Source organism: Lentzea terrae (genome assembly GCF_003265345.1).
Classification (GTDB): Bacteria; Actinomycetota; Actinomycetes; order Mycobacteriales; family Pseudonocardiaceae; genus Lentzea; species Lentzea terrae.
Genome location: NZ_QFWW01000008.1, coordinates 452017 through 472600, shown reverse-complemented (window position 1 = coordinate 472600; position 20584 = coordinate 452017). Strand labels below are relative to the sequence as shown.

Genomic DNA, 20584 nt, shown 5'->3' with positions numbered 1-20584 from the left:
TTGCACGGTCGACGCCGCAGTAGTGCAGAGCAGGTCCGAGATCATCTCGGTGCTCCCGCCTCCAGCTGAACCAGCCGGGTCTCGTGGTGCGCCCAAGGCGGCATCAGCTTGACCGCCGGTGCTACGACGTGCCTTCCGTTGACTCCATCCTACGCCGCTCCAGCTGCGGGAAGGTCCGAGGAGGTCAACGCCGCGGCGAACGACAACGCCGGGCAGCAACACCGCCTTCTCCTTGCCGTCCATTGTGGAGCGTTGGTGGAGGGCACCCGGCGGACGAAGCCGCGCAGCCGAGTACGAGCACGACCGGGATCGCGAGCAGGGATCAAATCGAGTTCGTCCACCAAGCTGTCGTGTTGCGGAAGTGCCTCGCCCAGGCCTGCTCGCCTCACAGGCACTCGATGGCACATCCCGATCAGGCGCCTTCGTGTCGAGGCGTTGCCGGACCGACCGGCGCCAGCGCCGCTAGCCGATTTCGGGCAGTGTCGGGACGGACCGCAGCGCGCGGTTGCTGCGCGGCTCGGTACGAGTCTTGGTCTCGCCGACCTGACGGATCAGTTCGTCGCGGACCTCGTTGAGCGCCGCGGGAAGCTCTCGCTGGGCCGAGGTGGCAACGAGGTGCAGCCGATGGCCGTGGTTGATCCAGCACTGCAGCATGACGCGCTGCTCGGCGCCCTTGCGGTCCTTGAGGCTGATCTCCAGTTCGATCTCGTCGTCGCGGTATGACCGCAGACGCGAACCGAGCGCCGCCAGGCGATCCACGACCCAGTCGCGTTCCGACGAGTGGAAGCCGCTGGCGAGGTGCAGGCGCTGTGCGATCACTGAAGCATCTTCGGGAGTTGCGTTCATGCGTTGTCGCTGACGGTGCTCACTGAAATCTCTCCTCATGACCAAGACGAACTGCCTGCCCTGCGGGCGGGGAGCTGGTCTCAGCCGCAGATCTGAAAACGTCGAAATATCTCTTTCGCATACTCTATATCACCCGCGCGCCCTATCACCTGAAATTCATATGAGAATCCGGCGATGACAGCCCTTGGGTCGCCGAGGAGCACAGGCAATCCCGCATCCAACCCGCCACAGCGGCATCTAGCAGCGCGAACGAGCCGACCGGCGGCGGTGCGCTTGACGCTTCGCAGGCGCCTGCCGACGACACAATCAACGCGAGATATTTCAGCCGATCAGGAGCGGAAGGGTGTAGGGTTGATTTTTCCGAGAACATCTCGCACCTGAGCGGCCTAACCCAGGTCGTACTCGGTGAAACCTGAACCGGCCGTTTTCTCCGGCCGAGTCAGCTGGATACCACAGCCCCGAGAGTGAGAAGTGCGCCTGCAGCACAGCAGGGTTTGTGACCGGCGTGGCAGGGAACTCCGAGCAGAGGCAGGCGGACACCTGCCGACACACCGATGACCCCAGACCCCGGCGTCGGAAATCGACACCGGAGGTGTGGACGTGGTGAGCACCGACCGCGGTGACGTGCCGCCCACGCGGGATCCGATTCCCGCGGTGCTGCGGGTCAGCGCGGCGTTGAGCTGGCGCTTTCTGGTCGTGGTCGCGGCGCTCTACGTCGTCGGTGTCATCTTCAGCAGGCTGGCGGCACTCGCCGTGCCTCTCGCGATCGCGCTGCTGCTGGCCGCCTTGCTCGCACCGGCCGTCGCTTTCCTGATGGCACATCGAGTTCCCCGAGCCCTCGCCACCGTGCTGGTGCTGGTCGGCGGACTGCTCCTGCTCGGCGGGATGCTGACGTTCGTCGTGGTGACCTTCGTCAACGGCCTGCCGGACCTGGCCGCGCAACTGGCGCGCGGCATCGACGCGATCTCCGGCTGGCTGGTCAACGGCCCGCTGCAGCTGAGCGAGACGCAGCTGCGCGACTTCGCCGACCGGATCGTGAAAACGTTGCAGGACAACCAGTCCGGTATCACGACGGGCGCCATCACCACCGCGGCGACCGTCGGCGAGACCCTCGCCGAGATGCTGCTGGTGCTGTTCGCGCTCGCGTTCCTGCTCTACGACGGACCCCGGATCTGGCAGTTCCTCATCCGCGTCGTCCCCGATGGACCCCGCAGGCGGGTCGACGTCGCGGGCCGGCGCAGCCTCGCCGCACTGGTCAGCTACGTCCGCGCCACCGGAGCAGTCGCGGTGGTGGACGCGATCGGCATCGGCGTCGGACTGGCCGTGCTGCGCGTACCCCTGGCGGTTCCGTTGGCGGCGCTGGTGTTCATCTGCGCGTTCGTCCCGATCTTCGGCGCGGTGGTGGCCGGCGCCGTCGCCGTCCTCATCGCACTCGTCGCGAACGGTCCCCTGACCGCGGTGATCGTCCTGATCATCGTCATCGCGGTGAACCAGCTGGAAAGCCACATCCTGCAACCGTTCCTGCTCGGACGCGCGGTGAAGCTGCACCCACTCGCGGTGGTCCTGGCCATCGCGGCAGGCCTGCTCGTCGCGGGCATCGCCGGCGCACTGCTCGCCGTTCCCCTGCTGGCGGTGCTCAACTCCGCGATCCGCTCCCTGCGCAGCGAAGCCGACGAACACGTGTCACCCGCCGACGTGCACACCAGCCAACCCGAGGAGTCCGGCCCGGACGAACCCGGCCTGGACACCGAAGCCGAGAAATGAACCCCACAACGGCTCCACACAGCCACCTACCCGGAGCAGATACATGACCTCAACGCACGACGTCGTGGCAGATACGACTGACCGCCCTCGCGGCAGCGACTTCGCCCGGCTCACCAAGGAACTCAAGGCCGCCGGCCTGCTGGATCGGCGGCGCGGCTACTACCTGCTGCGGATGGCGGTCAACGCGCTGCTGCTCGGCGCGATCGCCGTGACGTTCGCGCTGCTGGGCGACTCCTGGTGGCAACTGCTCACGGCAGCCGCCCTGGCCGTCGCCTCAACACAGCTGGCATTCATCGGCCACGACGCGGGGCACCGGCAGATCTTCCGCAGCCACCGCCACAACAACGTCGTCGGGCACCTGCACGGCAGCCTCACCGGCATCAGCTACCAGTGGTGGGTCGCCAAGCACAACCGCCACCACGCCAACCCCAACCACGAGGACCACGACCCGGACATCGAGATCCACGCCCTCGCGTTCAGCCGCGCACAGGCTGCCCAGAAACGCGGCCTGTACAGCTGGATCACCAAACACCAGGCATTCCTGTTCTTCCCACTGCTGCTCGCCGAGGCGGCCGTGCTGCGCATCTCCGGCCTCGTCGCGTTGTGCCGCAACGAACTGCGCAACCCGTGGCGCGAAGCCGCACTCCAGATCCTGCCGATGATCGCCTACCTGACGGCCTTGTTCCTCGTGCTGTCACCGGCGAAGGCCATCGTGTTCATCGCCGTGCACCAAGGCCTCATGGGCGTCTACCTCGGCTGTTCCTTCGCACCCAACCACAAGGGAATGCCGATCATCACCGAGGGTCAGCGCCTCGACCACCTCCACAAGCAGGTGCTCACCTCCCGCAACGTCACCGGCGGCCGCTGGGTCGACGCCCTGCTCGGCGGCCTCAACCACCAGATCGAGCACCACCTCTACCCGCACATGCCCCGCCCGAACCTGCGGCGCGCACAACCCGTCGTCGAGAACTTCTGCATCCGGCACGGCATCCCCTACAGCAAAACCACCCTGCGCCGCTCCTACGCCCAGGTACTGCGCCACCTGCACGACGCCGGGTCACCACTACGCCACCCGGGACAGTGAACGAGCAAAGCCCGCCGGTTGGGCTCAACCGGCGGGCTTTGTGGTTCGTGCGTGCACGCCGCTGGTCGACCAGCGGCTGAACACGGACTAGGCGGGGACGACGTTGTCCGCCTGCGGGCCCTTCTGGCCCTGCGTGATCTCGAAGGAGACCTTCTGGCCTTCCTGGAGCTCGCGGTAGCCCTGGGCGGCGATGTTCGAGTAGTGCACGAAGACGTCGGCGCCACCGCCGTCCTGCTCGATGAAGCCGAAGCCCTTTTCAGAGTTGAACCACTTGACGGTTCCGGTGGCCATGTGCACTCCAAGCATGATTCGGCACCCGCACGATGCGGAGCCGGAGGTGATCCGTCATGGCCGCGGAGACGCTGAACAGCAAAACGCCCGTGACACGTGATCACGGGCGACCGGTACTTCGGAACCATGACTGATGGCACCACACTACACCGGCTGCTCGGCGGTGGGTCCACCGCGTCATCGCCAGGCGGGCGCGAAGTCCTCTTCGGCGTGGACGACCATCGACTCCAGCAATGGGCCCCGAAGGTGGTGGCCATTGCGACATCGGCGGCGTCCCTGCCACGACCGATGTTGCCCCGTCGGCTGGTACGTCGAGGTCCGGCAGGTAGCCGAAGACGTAGCGGGCCGGAATGTTGAGGTCCCGGCAGAACGAGATCGCGATCTGCCGCACCCGGCGATAGCCGCGCGGCTGCGCTCCTGTCGGCACCTCTGCGCGCTAGGTGAAGGTGCACCCGATGCGCAGCAGCCGGGTGCTCACAGGCAACTCCTCGGCGGCAGGAAGGCTCGGACTGTTCGACCGGGGTGGGGCAGTGATCAGCGCACCTGCTCCGGGATGTGGTCCAGCGCGCCCAGCACGTGCACTGCGAGGCCTCGTGCGTCCTTCTTGCTGAGTTTGGCATGCGCGGACAGCACTTCCTGGACGAGCCTGACTCTGCGCTCGTACAAGGACACATAGGTCGACGCGGTCATGAGGTGCACCTGCTCTTCTGTTCTGGGATTCCTTCGATCTGTGTGGTCACGCTGACACCCGCGGCGAGCAGGTCGTCGACGGTCTGGGAGTTGTCGCGATCCGCCGCGAGCATCATGGTCTGGTGCGCGGCGGCCGCGTCGGTGTGCGACGGCACGACGAGCAGTGTGAGACGGCGCTTGTCCGCCGCGAGCACGTCCACGGTGTGCGCGGGCCTGGAGATGAACCCGTCGAGCCGGATCTGGCGGCCACCACTGATGATGCGGCGGGGCGCGGAGTCCCACTCGGTGAGGTTGTAGCTGACCCGCAGGACGTCGCCCAGCCGAACTGCCAGCGTTGCGAGCAACGCCGGCAGTTCGGCGGCGAGGTCCCGGGAACGTGGCCACCAGGCACCGTCGACATGCCCCGTCGTGGGCGCCTTCGGCCGCAACCGCAATCGTTGCGGATGACGAGGCCGCTCGGTGACCGCAGTGGCCACTGGGGCGATGGGAAGGTGGGGTGCCGACGTCATGCCGGGACTCCCGTCCCCGGCCGGAAAAACGGCCGGTATAGGTTTCGCCGAGCACGACATGAGCTTGACCACCCATGTGCGAGATGTTCTCGACAGCTCGACTCTACACCGATTCAGTCATGATCGGCCGAAATGTTGCCAAATTTCGCGAAAAACACCTCCAGCAGGCAAACCTGCAGCTCAAAGCCTCACAGCTGATTCTCAGGAAGCGTTCGTCGGTTTTTCTGATCAGGCAGGACTCGCTCATACGCGCCGGTGATGCGTGTAACATGGAGGCAAAAGTGCCGCTTTTTCAACAGCCTCCTTGATCCTTCCCGAAATGGCCTGACGATCCATATCGGACCATTTGCTCGAACATCACCCGGCCAGAACACGCAGCCGGGGGACGGAGTACCGATATGAGCACGTCGACCTGGACCACCCACGCGTTGACCACGGAACGACTGACGTTGCGGCCCTGGCTGGTCGACGACGCAGAGGCCGCGCTGGACGTTTACGGCCACGCCGAGGTGACTCGCTGGCTCAGCCCCGACATGGACCGGGTGCCAGACCTCGCGGCCATGCGGCTGCTGCTGCAGCAGTGGAGCGCCGAAGGTGCCCGGTTGCCTGCTCCGGCAGGTCGATGGGCCATCCAACGCAACACCGACGACCGTGTGATCGGCGGCGCCATCCTGCTCCCGCTACCGCCAGGCAACGAGGATCTGGAGATCGGCTGGCAGCTGCGCCCCGACGCCTGGGGCAACGGCTACGCCACCGAAACCACCCATGCGCTGGCGGCCTGGGCGTTCAGCCAGGACGTCCAGGAGATCTTCGCCGTCGTCCGGCCCGGCAACGCCCGCGCCGCGGCCACCGTCCGGAACAACGGCATGCACTGGGTCGGCGAGACCACCAAGTACTTCGGTGTCGAGCTGCAGGTGTTCCGCCTCCGCGTGGCCGACCTCGACCTGACGGCACCCACGGCACTCCAGCCGCCCAACCTCAGTGGCGACTGACTCCCTCTGTCGCGGAAACCACCATCAAGGAAAACAGGGCACACGTGGATCAGCTCAGCCTCGGAGTCATCGCACAGTCCCGCAAGGAGAACGAACTCCGGCTTCCCATCCACCCGCTGCACCTGGCTCGGATCGACGCGGATCTTCGTGACCGGATCTACCTCGAACACGGCTACGGAGAACGCTTCGGCGTCTCCGACGAGCAACTCGCCGCATCCGTCGCCGGGTTGCGCTCGCGCGCGGAGCTCATCGCAGAATGCGATGTCATCCTGCTGCCCAAACCGCTCGCCGAGGACGTCGCGGAGCTGAGGGAAAGACAGGTGCTGTGGGGATGGCCGCACTGCGTCCAGGACGAGAAGCTCACGCAGCTGGCCGTTGACCGGCGGCTGACGCTCATCGCTTTCGAGGCGATGAACCACTGGACCTCCGACGGTTCGTTCGGCCTACATGTCTTCCACAAGAACAACGAGCTCGCCGGCTACTGCTCGGTCCTGCACGCCCTGCAGCTCATCGGCTCGACCGGCGACTACGGGCGGCGGCTGCGCGCCGTCGTGATCGGCTTCGGCGCAACCGCGCGAGGCGCCGTGACCGCCCTCAACGCGCACGGGGTGCACGAGGTCAACATCCTCACCAACCGCGGCGTCGCGGCCGTCAGCTCGCCGATCCACTCCGCGCGGATGGTCCACTTCGACCACGACGCCGCCAATCCGCGGCGCAGTCACGCTTTCACCGACGGCGGCCGCGTGCCGCTGGCGGGATTCCTCGCAGAGCACGACATCATCGTCAACTGCGTGCTCCAGGACACCAACGCGCCGCTGACGTTCCTCGTCAACGACGATCTGTCCACTTTGGCCTCGGGAACGCTGGTGGTCGACGTCTCCTGCGACGAGGGCATGGGCTTCGAATGGGCGCGCCCCACCTCGTTCGCACAGCCGGACTTCCTGGTGGGAGACCACGTGCGCTACTACGGCGTGGACCACAGCCCGTCCTACCTGTGGAACTCGGCGACCTGGGAGATCAGCGAAGCGCTGCTTCCGCACCTGCGCACGGTGCTCACCGGCGCCTGGGACTCCAGCGAGATCATCCGGCGCGCCATCGAGATCCGCGACGGAACCATCCAGAACCCCCGCATCCTCTCGTTCCAGCATCGATCATCGGAGTACCCGCATGCACGTGTCTGAACTGCAAACCGCCGTACTGACCGACGACACCGGCCACTCCGACGGTGCCGGCATCTGTGCCGTGTGCCCTCACCTGTGGCACGAGCACGACCCGATCGGCGTTCGCTATTGCACCGCGACCACGGCTGCCGCGCTGTCCCGAGGCTGCATCTGCCGGTGACGCACGACACCTGATGTCACCACGGGAACTAAACCGGCCACGACGGTCTTGTACGGGATGGTCGTAGAGTTTTGTGTTCGTGGTTCAACGCGGAGAAGGGCTTCGGGCCCGCAGAGCACCTCCGTCCGCGCCGCCTGACCTCACATCGTGCTCCTACCAGCTGACACACGCTGACGGAGACACCGACCCGGTGCCCCTCGACCATCCCCCGATCGAGGGGCACCGGCCTCATCACGCCGGTTTTGCCGCCACCACACGCGAGTTCGCATCACCGGGTGAAAGTGCATGAGTACCCGCCTGCCAGAACCTCGCTCCGTACAGCCACTCCGGCTCCAGCAGACGGCGCTGGTCCTTGGTGTGCGCCTCGATCGTGGTCACCGACAGACATCAGGCCCTCGCCGACCCACCGCCGCGCCACGGCGGTCACCCGGTCCAAGAACGCGCTCCTGGACGTGAACGGCGCCGCCACCCACACCTCGTCGAGGAATGTCGACCCGTCCGCGCGCACGGGGTGCCAGCGTCACCTCGCCGAGCCTGAAGTGCAGCGGGCTGCCCGCGACCGGCTGGAGGTTGCCGGCCAGATCGCCGGAGAGCGCCGCACGCCCGCACAGGCCGAGTTCCAGCAACGCACGCCGCGCATCGCGCGCCACGAGGTTGATCGGGCCGTACATCAGCGACTGCACGAGAGGCTGGTCCGGCGTGCGCTCCGCCCGCAGCCCGAACGGCATCCGCACGCGCACAACATCCCCGCTGCGCCACGACCGGGACAACGTCACATAGAGACGAAGTACAGCAATCACAACGCCACGCCCACGATCATGCCCTCAGAACGACAGAACAAGATCACCGAAGCTCAGCGCATCAGTGTGGAGTTCTGACACCCCACAGGACCTCGCTGGCGTGCCTGGCCGTCCTGGACGGGGTGCCGGCCGTCGAGGCGGTCGCGTACGTGCGGGCGCGCTACGACCACCGGGCGGGCGAGACGCCGTGGCAGCGCCGCTACGTCGCCCGCTTCGAGGCGTCGTGGGACCGTCCCGGACGGTCAGGCGTGCTCGACGGCGTCGGCCTGCGGGCCCCGGTCGCTCTGCCGGATGCGGAAGCGCACCCGCTCGCCGGCCACCAGGGGCTCGCCGGAGACCACCGAGACGTGCACGAACAGGTCGGGCCCGCCCGCGTCGGGGGTGATGAAGCCGAAGCCGCGGTCGGCGTCGTAGCGGGCCACCGTGCCGTTACCGGCGCGGGCTGTGGGCCGGATGGCCGAACGGGCCTGGCTGGGGGCCGCGGCAGCCTCCACCGGCTCGCCGGTGGCCACGAACCGCACCTCACGCGCCTGACGACCCTGGTCCACGGTGACCGTGGTGAACGAGACCCGGTCGCCCTCGGCCGGCAGGTACAGGTCGTCGACCAGGGCGCGCACGTGCAGGAAGACGTCACCCGCCCCGTCGTCGGCGGCCACGAAGCCGAACGACTTCTCCTCGTCGAACCACAGGACGGAGCCGTCGGCGCCGTCGCCGGGCGTGACCAGGGGGCCTCTGCGGACCCCGGCGTCGAAGCTCAGCGGCACCAGGTGCTGGGCCTGCGGCCCCTTCTCGCCGGCGACGATGACGAAGGCCACCCGCTGCCCAGCCGCGAGGACGCCCCCGGTGACGATGGCGGAGGAGTGCACGAACACCTCCGCACCCCCGCCGTCCGGCGCGGCGAACCCGTAGCCCTTGGCCGGCTCGTACCAGGAGACTGTGGCTAGCACACCCAAGGCCGCGTCAGGCGCGACGTCCCCGGTGACGGCAACGTGCAGCGCCTGCGGACCGCGGGGTCCCTCACCGGTCTCGAACTGCACCGTCTGGCCCTCGCGCAGCGCCCGGGCCGCGCCCTCGCCCTGCACCTGCGAGACGTGCACGAAGATGTCGGCGCTGCCGTCGTCCGGGGCGAGGAAGCCGAAGCCGCGCTCGAGGTCGTACCAGCGGACGGTTCCCTGCTGCACGGTGCACTCCTGGTCTAGCGGGTGGTCGAGGGTCCAGTATCCCAGGCGCCGTATGTACATCCTGATCCCGGCGCGCGGCAGCTCCGCCGTGAGTACATCGCCGAAGTCACCGAGTTCGCGCGCCGTCACCAGCCGTTGCCCGAGTATGCGGACGTGTGGGGTGCCAAAACTATGCCTGGTGGTCTGACCTGCGCCTCAGGCCGCCACAGATTCGTACTCGTTGATCAAGTGGCCGGCCGTGGTGGAGTGCGTAAAGCTGAGGGTCACGTTCGTTGGTCAGCAGTGAGCTGTACCGCCCGGACGAGACCGTCACGACCGTGGCCTTCCTGCTGGGATCACGGGTGATGCCGAGGACGCCGGGCGCCGCGTGGAGCGGCTTGCCCGATTCCGTCACCGAACCGGCGCTCTCGGACGGACCCACGATCTCGGCGGTGGCGTTGGCCGGCACGGTGGTTGAAAGAGTTCATGTCCACCGGGCCGAAGGAGCCGTCGGGCTGGATCGAGTTCCAGCGCTCCCAGATGGTGGTGACGCCCTTGCCGATCTCGTAGCCCCACGAGGGATAGTCCTCTTTGGACAACAGAGCGTTGTTCGGCACTTCTGCGGCGTGGTGTGATCCTCGCCTGCATCGCCTCGGCCTGGGCCGAGCAGCCGGCGGCGGAACCGGTTGCCGAGCCCGTGGTCGGCGCAACCCACCCTTGGTCAGGTGTGAGTTCTTCCGCCACGGGTAGCCGCTGCACGAGAGCTGGCGAGGTCGAGGAGGAAGACGTAGTGGCTACCCACAAGCCGGGCAAGCTCGTGAAGGCGGCACTCGAGAAGGCCGTGGACAAGGTCACCGAACTGGTCAACCCACCGATCCCCGGAGCCCCGAACAGCGAACCGCCGTCACTCGACGAGCCGACCGACCCGCGTGAGCCGTTACCGCCCAAGCCGGACCAGGCCGGGCCCGAGACGGTGTCGCCGACCGGCGCTCCGACCGGTGCCTCGCAGCTGTCCCAAGGACAACAGGGCGACTTCCTCACCACCTCGGCTGGCGCACGGCTGTACGACACCGACCATTCGTTGAAAGCCGGAGAGCGCGGACCGACGCTGCTGCAGGATCACCACCTGCGCGAGAAGGTCATGCACTTCGACCACGAGCGCATTCCGGAGCGGGTCGTGCACGCACGCGGCTACGGCGCGCACGGCGTGTTCGTGGGCTACGGCACGGCCGCGAACGTCTGCAGGGCCGCGTTCCTGGGTGACGGCGTCGAAACGCCGGTGTTCGTGCGGTTCTCGACCGTGCTGGGCTCGCGCGGATCAGCGGACACCGTGCGCGACACCCGCGGGTTCGCGACGAAGTTCTACACCCAGGAAGGCAACTTCGACCTGGTGGGCAACAACATCCCGGTCTTCTTCATTCAGGACGGGATCAAGTTCCCGGACATCATCCACGCGGGCAAGCCGCACCCGGACCGCGAGATCCCGCAGGCGCAGAGCGCGCACGACACGTTCTGGGACTTCGTGTCGACCCACACCGAAGCGACCCACCACGTCATGTGGAACATGTCCGACCGCGGCCTCCCTCGGTCCTACCGCACGATGGAGGGCTTCGGCGTCCACACGTTCCGGCTCGTCAACGCCGCCGGTGAGACCTCGCTCGCGAAGTTCCACTGGAAGCCGAAGCTGGGCGTGCACTCCCTGATGTGGGAGGAGGCGCAGATGATCAACGGCATCGACCCGGACTTCCACCGCCGCGACCTGGCCGACGCCATCGAGTCCGGCGCGTACCCGCAGTGGGAGCTCGGCCTGCAGATCCTGCCCGACACGCCCCGGCAGACGTTCGAGAACATCGACCTGCTCGACCCGACGAAGATCGTGCCGGAGGAGCTCGCGCCGGTGCAGCCGGTCGGGATGCTGACGCTCAACCGCAACCCGATGAACTTCTTCGCGGAGACCGAGCAGGTCGCGTTCCACCTCGGCAACCTGGTGCCGGGCATCGACGTCACCGACGACCCGCTGCTGCAGGCCCGGCTGTTCTCCTACCTGGACACCCAGCTGACCAGGCTCTCCGGGCCGAACTTCAACCAGATCCCGATCAACCGCCCGCACGCGCCGGTCAACGACATGTTCCGCGACGGCTTCCACCAGCACGCGGTGCACGCCGGTGTGGCCCCGTACCGGCCGAACACCCTCGACGGCGGCAACCCGTTCGAAGCACGAGCCGAGGACCGGCCCCTGGTCGAGGTGGCGCAGCCGTTGCCGAAGGCGGTGAAGGTCCGGCAGTCGCCCACATCGTTCGCCGACCACTACACGCAGCCGCGGCTGTTCTGGCAGAGCCTCTCGCCGGTCGAGAAGGAGCACGTGGTGCGCGCGTTCACCTTCGAGCTCGGCAAGTGCTACGAGCAGGCCATCAAGGAACGCCAGCTGCTGGTGCTGGCCAACGTCGACCCGACGCTGTGCCGGGAGGTGGCGCAGGGCCTCGGACTTCCGGCGCCGGCAGCCACCGTCCGGCCGAAGAAGGTCACGCCGAGTCCTGCCCTCTCCCAGATCGGGCGGACGTGGCCGACCGACGGACGGATGATCGGGATCGTGGTCGATCCGGCCGATCTCGACGGCGTGCGAACGCTCCGTGAGACGATCCTGGCCGGCGGCATGGTGCCACTGCTGATCGCCCCGACCGGCGGACCGCTCAACGACGAGAGCGGCCTGGTCGCCCAGCGCACGTTCCTCACCGCGCGGTCGGTCGAGTTCGACGCACTGCTGCTCGCAGGCAGCCCACCGCCTGGCGCCGACGCGGTGCCGGCCAGGGACGCGAAGGCCGGCGCACCGGCCGGCGCCGTCGATCCGCGGGTCGTCCTGATGATCCAGGAGTGCTTCCGCCACGCCAAAGCCATCGGCGGCTGGGGAGGCGGCCGCGCCGCCCTCGAGGCCGCCGGGTGCGCCACCGGGCCGGGCGTCGTAATCGACGACGACCCGTCGGCCGTGCTCAAGGCAGTGACGATGCTGCTGGAATCCCACCGCGTGTGGGAACGCTTCCCCGCGACGATCTCCTGAGGAGCCCGGTCGTGACCACGCAGCTCACCGAGCAGGAGCTGACCTTCCTGCGCTCGATGTTCGACCTGGCCCGCACCGGTGACACCGACGGGCTGACCGAGGCCATCGACGCGGGCGTACCGGTGAACCTCACCAACAGCTCAGGCGACTCGCTGCTCGTCCTCGCCGCCTACCACGACCACCCGGAGACCGTCCGGGCGTTGCTGGAGCGGGGCGCCGACACCGGGCGGGTCAACGACCGGGGACAGACGGCGCTCGGAGCGGCGGTCTTCCGCCGCTCCGAGCGCACCGTCCGCCTGCTGCTGGACGCGGGAGCGGACCCCGCTCTCGGACCGAGGTCGGCGCTCGACGTGGCCAGGTACTTCGACCTGCCGGAAATGCTGAGCCTGCTGACCGAACGGTCCTAGTGCTCCAGCCGCACTTCGTGATCGGTCCCAGGTAGCTTACCGATCTTGTGTTGTCTGAAGAGGATCTCGCTGCCCTGGAGCGCGGGTTGGACGACCTGTTGGGGCGGGTGGCGGGGCGGTTCACCGGGTAGACCCACGACGTCGTGCCCGTGCCTGGTGAACGAGACCGGTTTCCTGAAGAAGGGCACTGGATCCGCCGGAGTGCAGCGGATTTCAACGTCCTTCTCACGATCGGTCATGCGCAAGAGCCATAGCGCAGCAAGGCATACGAGGCGGTGAGATAAGCGAAACGGACTGGCACGGCCGCGATCATGCCGGATGACCGGCAAGACGCCGATGCCTACTGACCTGCACGGACATACTTCTCGGCACGCACACCACTACGCGGCCTGCCCTTGTGGCCGTGGTGCGGGGCACTGCAACCTGATCGCCGGGGCGCACGGTGGTCAGGGCACGACCAGGAACACCCACGTCCGTCCCGGGGCCAGGGGAACCTCGGTGCCGTCGGCGGCGGTGTAGCGGGTCGGCTCGGTGGCCGTCGGGCGGGACCATGTGACGTCGAAGGCGAGGCCGTCGCGCAGGACCACACCCGAACCGGACCCGACCGTCACCACGACGGGGGACGGCTGACCGCTGGCGTCCTCCACGTACTGACCCGATCGGGTGGAGACCTGCTGCAGGACGACGGTGGTGGCCTTGACCTGGCCCGACTCCGTCGACTTCAGCGGGGACCCGTCGAGCGAGATCGCCCAGCCGCCGTTCCAGGCAAGGTCGAAGCGGTCACCCAGGTAGGTGACGTCCCGGCTGGTGACCGGACGTCCGCCGGGTGGGGCCGGGCCGGTCTGCGGGGTCTTCGCCGGACCGGCGGCCGGTCCGGGCAGCCGTTGCGGCCGGACGTAGAGGTTGTGCGGCGCAACCCTGGCGTTGTCCCGGGAGTACGCGTCGGCCACGTCCTCCGGTGTCGCGCGGACCAGACCGGACCGGCCGAGCATGGGCGCGAGTTCGGGCGCGGAGCCGGAATAGGCGAGGACCGGCTGCCCGTACTGGGCCAGCAGGTCGAGGTCCGTTTCGCGGGCGCTGCGCACCGGTCCCACCACCTCGGGTGGTGACGAGTACACGGCGGCGAACCGCGTCAGGCCGCCCTCGACCGGTTCCACGTACACCACGTCGGCCGATCCCAGACCGGTCTGTGGACGGGCGGCGGCGGCGTTGTCGATCTTGACGACGTACACCCCGGGCAGGGTGTTCGCGGACGTCGTGGGCGAGGTGGTGGCCGTGCCGGGCTCACCGCCCCGAGGCAGGAACACGACGACAGCGGCGATCGCTGCGGCGACCGCCGCCACGGCGAGAGCGATTTTCATGCGCACGTCCCGGCCTCCCCAGCGCTCCATCGTGAAATTCGTCCGCTTTCTCCGACGACCCGCCACCGGTGGCCCTGCCACCACGACCGAAAGTCCTCAAGACGAGTGGAGCGCCCGGCGCAACCGTTCGTACTCCTCGGTATCGATCTCACCCCAGGCCAAACGCCCGTCCAGGATGCGCGCACCTGTCCGCACCCCGCCGCGCAAGGATACGACCGCGAACACCACCGCGCCGCCGAGCAGCACCAGCGTCCACAGGACCGTGGGCAGCACGACGTCCCGTTCCGCGCCATAAACCCAGTGCGTGACACCTCCGTGACGCTTCCCAACAGGCCGGCTCGGGAAAGTTCGCGACGCGGTCGGAGCTCCTTTCCGGACAGAGGCCAAGTCCGGAATCGTCGTGCCCCCGTCGACAACCTCCAGGGAGTTGATTGATCGGGGACGTCGCATGGTGGCGAAAGGAAGCGTTGCGGACGTTCCTCGCGGCGTGGCGATACTCGTGGATGACTCCGCCGAGACGGTCTTGTCGGTCTGGTGGTCATCAACAGGCCCCAGCTCGTCGTAGACAGCCTGGATGAACGCTTGGACGTCACGGGCTTCCGGCTCGGCGGTGAAGCTGCCGCTGATCGGGAGCTGTGGCACATCTGGCAGGCCAACCGGCTGGACCTGCACTCCGAGCAGGCGCACGCCTCGCCGTCCACAGGAAGCAGCCACGCTCGGCCGGCTGGCCGACATCCACGAGGCGGAACAGGATGCTGCGGCCCGAGCAACGCGCTGCGGCGGGCACTCTCCAAGCGCGGCACCACCCTGACGCCGCCGACCTGCGGCAGGACTCCGCGTCCTCGCCTCGCTGTGGGTGTCAAAACACGGCCGCTGCAGCCTGACCTGTGCACCAGGCGCGTGGGTTCGTACTCGTTGATCAGTCCGCGAGGACTGATCAACGAGTACCGACCGCCTCGTCGAGGAAGCCACCGGACTGGTGGCGCCACAGCTTCGCGTACGTCCCGCCCACGTCGAGCAGTTCCGCGTGGGTGCCCTGTTCGACGATCCGGCCCCGGTCGAGCACGATCAGCCGATCCATCCGCACGACCGTGCTCAGCCGGTGTGCCACGACGATCGCGGTGCGGCCCTCCATGAGCCGCCACAGCGCCTCTTGGACCAGCACCTCGCTCTCCGAGTCCAGCGCACTGGTCGCCTCGTCCAGCAGCAGGATCGGCGCGTCACGCAGGATCGCCCGGGCCAGCGCGACCCGCTGCCGCTGTCCGCCGGACAGTTTGATGCCGCGTTCGCCGACCATCGTGTCGAACCCGTCGGGCAGCGCGTCCGCGAACTCCGTCACGTGCGCGGCATGCGCGGCACGGTAGATCTCGGCGTCCGTCGCGCCTGGCCGTGCGAACGCGATGTTCTCGCGCAGCGTCCGGTGGAACATGGCCGGGTCCTGGGGCACGTACCCGATCAGGCCGCGCAGGTCGGCCTGACTCAGGCGGGCGATGTCCTGACCGCCGATGAGGACGCGGCCCCGATCGACGTCCATCAGCCGCAGAAGCAAGCGGGTGAGCGTGGTCTTGCCGCCGCCGGAGCGGCCGACGAGCCCTATCCGCGTGCCCGCCGGGATGTCCAGGTCGAGCCCGTCGAACAGCGGCTCACCGCCGCCGTGCGTGAACACCACGTTCTCGAACCGGACCTGGGAGTCCTTCACCCGCAACGGTTCCGGGTGCACCGGGTCGAGCACGACCGGCGGGTCGAGCAGCAGTTCGGTGAACTGAGCTGCCTCGGTGAGCGCACTCTCCACCTGCCGGTAGATCTGGTTGAACTCGAACATGATCCGCGTCGCGTTCCCGAAGTAGGCGAACGTCACGACGATCGCCTCCACGCCGAGCCCATCACTGACCCCGATCGCGACCACGAGGCCGAGCACGTTGGTGAGCACGGACAGCGGTGCGATCACGGTGTCGATGCGCAGGTTGTTGTAGTCCCACGACCGCAGTGCCAGCGTTCGCTGCTTGGCGGCACGGGTCCGGTGCTCCGCGCCCTCGCGCCGCTCGGCGGCGAACGCCCGCACCGTCTCCATGTTCGTCAGCGTGTCCGAGACGTGGCCGGACACCTGGGCGATGGCGGCCTCGCGCTCGTCGACCAGCCGCTGGCGTTGGCGGATGAGCGGCGCAACCACACATCCCGTGACCAGGATGAGGCCGAGCAGCACCGCGACGAGCACCGGGTGGTAGGTCCACAGCACGACGCAGGCGAAACCCAGCGGGATGAGGTTGGCGAAGATCTTGAACGCCAGCGTGTCCACGAAGTCCTCGAAGCGGAACGCGAAACTCAGCACCCGTTTGGTGAGCGACCCGGCGAAGTTGTCGTGGAAGAACGCCGCGTCCTTCCCCAGCAGTTCATCCATCGCGAGGGCGGACAGGTTCTCGATCCCGCGGCCGTCCACGCGGTTGAGGCAGTGCAGGCCGATGCGCCACAACAGTTCCGAGAGCAGCATGAAACCGGCGAACGCCAGCACGTACGGCAGGACGGAGCCGAGGCTTGTGCCGCCACCGCCCGCAAGCCTTCCCACGAGCCCGCCCACCGCCAACGGCGCGAGGTAGAGCTGACACGTGACGCCCAGCGCGGGCAACACGAGTGCGCCCGCGGTGATGAATCCGTGGCGCCGCAGTTCCTTTCCGTACAAGCGCAGGGCGAGCGGCACCGCGTTCTTGCGGACGGGCCTTTCCGAACCTGGCACGACCATCCGCCCCCCTCCGGACACCTCGGCTTCCTCATGCTGCCGCAGAGGGGCGGATGGCAGCGATCGAATATCGCCGCGTGGACACGGCCGGCGGAGTGACTCGCGACGATGCGGTCGCGATCTCTGCGAGGTGGCGGCGCCGCGATCCGAGTCGTTGTGGGGGCACCAAAGCACGGCCTCATCCGTCTGATCCGCGCATCAGGCTGCCACAGGTTCGTACTCGTGAGTTCTGGAACAGGTACCCCAGGTGTGAACGGCGAAGGCGGTTCGCGGCGAGAGTGTGCGGCCCTGGCGCCTTGTTGCCGAGCAACCGGACCTCACCGGAGTCAGGGGCGTCCAGCAACCCGACCAGGTTGAGGACTGTGGACTTCCCTTTCCCACTCGCACCGGTGATCGCGATGAACTCGCCGGCCTCGACGCGGAGGTCAAAGCCGTCCAGGACCTTGCGGCTGCCGTATTGCTTGCGCACTTCCAGGAGTTCGCAACAGAATTCCGCCACTACAGCTCCTTCAATCGCTTGACCGCGTTCCGGCGCTCCACTATGCGCGCAACCACGATTACGAGCAGAGCCTCGACCACCAACGACACGAGAGCCACGGCGAGTAGTTTGGGCAACTGGGCGTACGGGTTCACCTCGATGCCGGGCACCGACATCGTCTGCCGTCCGAGAAACACGACCGCAGCGGCGGCGATGAGGCTCTGAACCAGCCATGTCCCACCCAGCAGGAAAAGCAGCTCCCGGTAGGACCGGATGAACCCGATGCCGTGGAGCCTGCGCACGGTGAGGCGCCTGCGCAGCCGATCGGAACCGATGACCACTATCACCGCGTTCAACACGATCATGACGAGCAGCGCGCCTGCGGCGAACGCGATGGCCTGGGTCAGGCCGCTGCGCAACTCGCTGATCTGTGCGCCGATGGCGTCGTGCACGCTCACCAGGTGTCGCAGGTTGTCGTTGAGTTTGAGCTCCCGCAACAGCGGGCCGAGGTCGGCCAGCACGGCCGCGGGATCGCCGTCGACGCGAACCTTCAACGCGGTGTCCAGACCACCGGTGATGGCGTTCAGCCGGTCCACCGTCAAGCTGTTCGCAGGCGTCATGACCTCGATCACGGGATCGGTGATCATGTTCCCGTGATCGGGGTTGACCTTGGGGTCGAAGCCGAACACCTTCTGCCCCGAAGCCGTCCAGATAATGCGGATCTCCTGGTTGACGAACCGCTCGGGCGCCTTCACCCCGACTATTCGTGCCTCCGCCTGCGCGGCGCCGGTGATTCCCTGTCCCCCAGCTCGCATCCTCTGGAACAGCTCTTTGAGCTGGGCTTCTCGCGCCTTGAACTGTTCCGGGCACGGCGACGATCCATGCCTGTTCATCGTCCGCGACGGTGATCTGCTTTCCTGAGTCGTCCACGATCGGGTACTGCTCGAGGTAGTTGGTGTTCACCCGGATCGGCGGCGCCGGCCAGGGCGACGACGGGTCGTTCGGCGCGCCGGCCTGATAGTTGACGGAGTCGATGTAGAGCGCGCCCGCCTCTTCGAGGACCGGGTACAGGCGGCGTGCCTCCGCGACCGACGAGGCGTTGCCGCCGGTCTCCAGCTCCTGCTGGTCATCCCCGACGAGACGCGGGTAGAAGATCGCGTAGTTCTGGACTTTCTCCCAGGGAGCCATCGACTCCAGCCGCTTGTCCAGTTCGGCGAACTGCTGCCACACCACCGGGAGCGAAGAAGGCCCTGCAGGAGATCTACAACGCCGAGGACCGCGACCACGCACTCGCAGCGGTCGCGGCGTTTGAGAAGACCTACGGCGAGAAATGGGCCAAGGCCGTCAAGAAGCTCACCGACGACGTGGACGAACTGCTGGCGTACTACGACTTCCCCGCCGCGCATTGGATCCATCTGCGCACGACGAACCCCATCGAGTCCACGTTCGCCACCGTCCGCCTGTGCACGAAGGTCACCAAGGGCGCCGGCAGCGCGGCCGCCGCCTTGGCCATGGTGTTCAAGCTCGTCGAGTCCGCCCAGCATCGGTGGCGGGCCGTGAACGCACCCCATCTCGTCGCCCTCGTCCGCGCCGGAGCCCGCTTCGAACGCGGCCAGCTCGTTGAACGGCCACGGATGACTGCGGCATGAATAGGGTGGCGGACCTTCCTCAAAGTTCGAGATCATCCGACCATGTCGGATGACGCGCCAGGACAAGTCCTTCCGGTGGGCTTCGGGTTCCGGCCGTATCGCGGCGACGAAGACCACGGCCCCATGGCCGTGGTGCGGCTGGGATGTGCTGAACGGGACCGGATCGACGCCCATTCGGTTGTGGAAGGGCTCCCGACAGCGGCTGAGATCGCCGAAGCCTCTGCCAAGCTGGAGGAGCCGTCCAAGAACCAGATCCTGGTGGTGCACGACGGGAGCGTGGTCGGCTACTCGACGATCCGGTGGTGGCAGGAGCGGGACGACACGTGGCTGTACCTGCACCGCGGCTACCTCTTACCCGAACATCGCCGTCAGGGCATCGGCTCAGCCATGCTGAGCTGGGGCGAAGAGCGGATCCGCCAGCTCGCCAAACAGCATGGAACGGCCCGCACGGCAGTGATCGGCGCGAACGCCATGGCCTCCGAACAGGACGCCACGGCGCTACTGCTCGCAGCCGACTACCGACGTGTCTTCAGCCTGGTCGAGCTGAAGCTGGGCGATCTCCGGCAGTTGCCCGAGCCGGGCAGCGAACTGCCGGCCGGGATACGGACGGGGCCGATCGGGACAAGCCACTACCGTGCCGCCTGGAGGACGGTCGTCGATTCGTATGCGGATACCAGCCCCACTCGAAAATGGACTTTCCAGGACTTCGTCGACACCGCTGACCCGGCATGCTGGAGAGCGGCATGGAACGAGCAGGACATGGTCGGCGTCGCCCTCTGCTCCATCCGCCGTCACCACCACACCGTGGGCGAGGTCGAAGAGTTGAGTGTCCGGACGGACCACCGACGCCTGGGAATCGGCCGGGTCCTGCTGCTGGATGGGCTGCGAAGTCTTCGCGAGCAGGGTGCAACGACTGCGCGGCTGTTCACGGGCACGGCAAATCCGCACCGGTCCTACGATCTTTACGAGAGTGTGGGGTTCCGGCGGCAGAACGAGTACGTCCGTTACCGCAAGCCGCTTGCTTGATCAACCGGTCATTTGACTGTCCGGTCAGTCCACAGGATTTGACAATTCCTCGCGTCGAAGAACCTCGCCGGAGCACCCGACAGGACATGCCGCTGATCGCGGTCCTACTGCCTGGCGCCCTCGGCGACCAGATCGCGCAACTGTTCGACGATCTGTCCACCCTGCCGCGCAGGGCGGCGACCCTGAGCGGGACTCCCTTGCCCTCGATGACGATCACTACATCGTCGAACACGACGACACCGTCGATCTCTTCGAGGCCGGCCGGTCCCTCGATGTGGACGTTCGTGACGGCCTGACTACCGGGCAACGCCCGCTGGATCAACGCAACCGCGTGCTCGTCGACAGCACGTGCGCGCTGTAGGCCGCTTCGGGAACGTCCGCGCCAGCAGAGTTTCGA

The 20584-nt window shown here is 67.5% G+C and carries 22 protein-coding genes and 2 pseudogenes; 10 read left to right on the top strand and 14 right to left on the bottom strand.

Features of this window, described 5'->3' with window-relative positions; translation table 11 throughout:
• Positions 1–462 precede the first annotated feature (462 nt).
• Complete coding sequence (locus DI276_RS16345; RefSeq protein ID WP_232836698.1) at positions 463–819, bottom strand: HPF/RaiA family ribosome-associated protein; 357 nt, start codon at positions 817–819, stop codon at positions 463–465.
• A gap of 630 nt (positions 820–1449) precedes the next feature.
• Here DI276_RS16345 and DI276_RS16340 point away from each other — a divergent pair.
• The gene (locus DI276_RS16340; protein WP_232836697.1) at positions 1450–2610 is read left to right on the top strand and encodes an AI-2E family transporter; all 1161 of its coding nucleotides are present in this window, start codon (positions 1450–1452) and stop codon (positions 2608–2610) included.
• Between the two features lie 43 nt (positions 2611–2653).
• Positions 2654–3694 (top strand): fatty acid desaturase family protein, encoded by a 1041-nt coding sequence (locus DI276_RS16335; protein ID WP_112264169.1) that lies wholly within the window; start codon positions 2654–2656, stop codon positions 3692–3694.
• Between the two features lie 87 nt (positions 3695–3781).
• Here DI276_RS16335 and DI276_RS16330 read toward each other — a convergent pair whose 3' ends face one another.
• The 3 genes from DI276_RS16330 to DI276_RS16320 form a co-directional block, all read right to left on the bottom strand.
• Entirely contained in the window at positions 3782–3985 is a 204-nt protein-coding gene (locus tag DI276_RS16330) for a cold-shock protein (RefSeq protein ID WP_112264168.1), read from the bottom strand.
• Between the two features lie 534 nt (positions 3986–4519).
• Positions 4520–4675: a DUF6307 family protein gene (locus DI276_RS50920; RefSeq protein ID WP_198680696.1), complete on the bottom strand. Its 156-nt coding sequence runs from the start codon at positions 4673–4675 to the stop codon at positions 4520–4522.
• Positions 4672–5151 carry a DUF5994 family protein gene (locus tag DI276_RS16320; RefSeq protein ID WP_157984750.1) on the bottom strand — a complete coding sequence of 160 codons (480 nt, stop codon included), beginning with the start codon at positions 5149–5151 and terminating at the stop codon, positions 4672–4674. The genes DI276_RS50920 and DI276_RS16320 overlap by 4 nt, the downstream gene beginning before the upstream one ends.
• A gap of 431 nt (positions 5152–5582) precedes the next feature.
• Between DI276_RS16320 and DI276_RS16315 the strand changes: the two genes are divergently transcribed.
• From DI276_RS16315 to DI276_RS49955, 3 genes are read left to right on the top strand one after another with little or no spacing between them, the layout of a single operon-like run.
• Positions 5583–6176 carry a GNAT family N-acetyltransferase gene (locus DI276_RS16315; protein WP_112264166.1) on the top strand — a complete coding sequence of 198 codons (594 nt, stop codon included), beginning with the start codon at positions 5583–5585 and terminating at the stop codon, positions 6174–6176.
• Between the two features lie 44 nt (positions 6177–6220).
• A complete protein-coding gene (locus DI276_RS16310; RefSeq protein ID WP_112264165.1) occupies positions 6221–7357 on the top strand; it encodes a N(5)-(carboxyethyl)ornithine synthase in 1137 nt (378 codons plus the stop codon).
• The gene (locus tag DI276_RS49955) at positions 7350–7517 is read left to right on the top strand and encodes an RGCVC family protein (RefSeq protein WP_157984749.1); all 168 of its coding nucleotides are present in this window, start codon (positions 7350–7352) and stop codon (positions 7515–7517) included. Before DI276_RS16310 ends, DI276_RS49955 begins: the two co-directional genes overlap by 8 nt.
• 231 nt (positions 7518–7748) lie before the next feature.
• Here the strand turns inward: DI276_RS49955 and DI276_RS52095 are convergent, their stop codons facing one another.
• The 5 genes and pseudogenes from DI276_RS52095 to DI276_RS52065 all read right to left on the bottom strand — a co-directional run bounded on the left by DI276_RS52095 (position 7749) and on the right by DI276_RS52065 (position 10094).
• Positions 7749–7895 (bottom strand): hypothetical protein, encoded by a 147-nt coding sequence (locus DI276_RS52095; protein WP_232836696.1) that lies wholly within the window; start codon positions 7893–7895, stop codon positions 7749–7751.
• Entirely contained in the window at positions 7892–8293 is a 402-nt protein-coding gene (locus DI276_RS16305; RefSeq protein WP_157984748.1) for a hypothetical protein, read from the bottom strand. Before DI276_RS16305 ends, DI276_RS52095 begins: the two co-directional genes overlap by 4 nt.
• 266 nt (positions 8294–8559) lie before the next feature.
• On the bottom strand, positions 8560–9264 hold the full coding sequence (locus tag DI276_RS53265; protein ID WP_408610553.1) for a cold shock domain-containing protein: 705 nt from the start codon (positions 9262–9264) through the stop codon (positions 8560–8562).
• A gap of 30 nt (positions 9265–9294) precedes the next feature.
• A pseudogene (locus tag DI276_RS52070) lies at positions 9295–9498 on the bottom strand (cold-shock protein); the annotation flags it as partial.
• Positions 9499–9833: 335 nt separating this feature from the next.
• On the bottom strand, positions 9834–10094 hold the full coding sequence (locus DI276_RS52065; protein ID WP_232836695.1) for an alpha-L-rhamnosidase-related protein: 261 nt from the start codon (positions 10092–10094) through the stop codon (positions 9834–9836).
• A gap of 173 nt (positions 10095–10267) precedes the next feature.
• On the opposite strand from DI276_RS52065, the gene DI276_RS16285 reads away from it, so the two are divergent.
• Together DI276_RS16285 and DI276_RS16280 are read left to right on the top strand one after the other, a co-directional pair.
• Positions 10268–12532, top strand: coding sequence for a catalase (locus tag DI276_RS16285; protein ID WP_112264163.1), 2265 nt, complete (start codon positions 10268–10270; stop codon positions 12530–12532).
• Between the two features lie 11 nt (positions 12533–12543).
• Complete coding sequence (locus DI276_RS16280; protein WP_112264162.1) at positions 12544–12939, top strand: ankyrin repeat domain-containing protein; 396 nt, start codon at positions 12544–12546, stop codon at positions 12937–12939.
• 446 nt (positions 12940–13385) lie between these two features.
• Here the strand turns inward: DI276_RS16280 and DI276_RS16270 are convergent, their stop codons facing one another.
• The 5 genes from DI276_RS16270 to DI276_RS52055 form a co-directional block, all read right to left on the bottom strand.
• Positions 13386–14300 carry a DUF3048 domain-containing protein gene (locus DI276_RS16270; protein ID WP_232836708.1) on the bottom strand — a complete coding sequence of 305 codons (915 nt, stop codon included), beginning with the start codon at positions 14298–14300 and terminating at the stop codon, positions 13386–13388.
• 96 nt (positions 14301–14396) lie between these two features.
• Positions 14397–14573 (bottom strand): SHOCT domain-containing protein, encoded by a 177-nt coding sequence (locus tag DI276_RS16265; protein ID WP_112264159.1) that lies wholly within the window; start codon positions 14571–14573, stop codon positions 14397–14399.
• Between the two features lie 664 nt (positions 14574–15237).
• Positions 15238–17055: an ABC transporter ATP-binding protein gene (locus DI276_RS16260; RefSeq protein ID WP_232836694.1), complete on the bottom strand. Its 1818-nt coding sequence runs from the start codon at positions 17053–17055 to the stop codon at positions 15238–15240.
• 157 nt (positions 17056–17212) lie between these two features.
• Positions 17213–17533 (bottom strand): ATP-binding cassette domain-containing protein, encoded by a 321-nt coding sequence (locus tag DI276_RS52060; RefSeq protein WP_157984747.1) that lies wholly within the window; start codon positions 17531–17533, stop codon positions 17213–17215.
• Positions 17533–18405: a hypothetical protein gene (locus DI276_RS52055; RefSeq protein WP_157984746.1), complete on the bottom strand. Its 873-nt coding sequence runs from the start codon at positions 18403–18405 to the stop codon at positions 17533–17535. Before DI276_RS52055 ends, DI276_RS52060 begins: the two co-directional genes overlap by 1 nt.
• Positions 18406–18744: 339 nt before the next feature.
• Here DI276_RS52055 and DI276_RS16250 point away from each other — a divergent pair.
• The 3 genes and pseudogenes from DI276_RS16250 to DI276_RS16240 form a co-directional block, all read left to right on the top strand.
• A pseudogene (locus DI276_RS16250) lies at positions 18745–19161 on the top strand (transposase); the annotation flags it as partial.
• Positions 19162–19203: 42 nt separating this feature from the next.
• Positions 19204–20187, top strand: coding sequence for a GNAT family N-acetyltransferase (locus DI276_RS16245; protein WP_112264157.1), 984 nt, complete (start codon positions 19204–19206; stop codon positions 20185–20187).
• Positions 20188–20273: 86 nt separating this feature from the next.
• Positions 20274–20483: a hypothetical protein gene (locus DI276_RS16240; protein WP_112264156.1), complete on the top strand. Its 210-nt coding sequence runs from the start codon at positions 20274–20276 to the stop codon at positions 20481–20483.
• Positions 20484–20584: the final 101 nt, after the last annotated feature.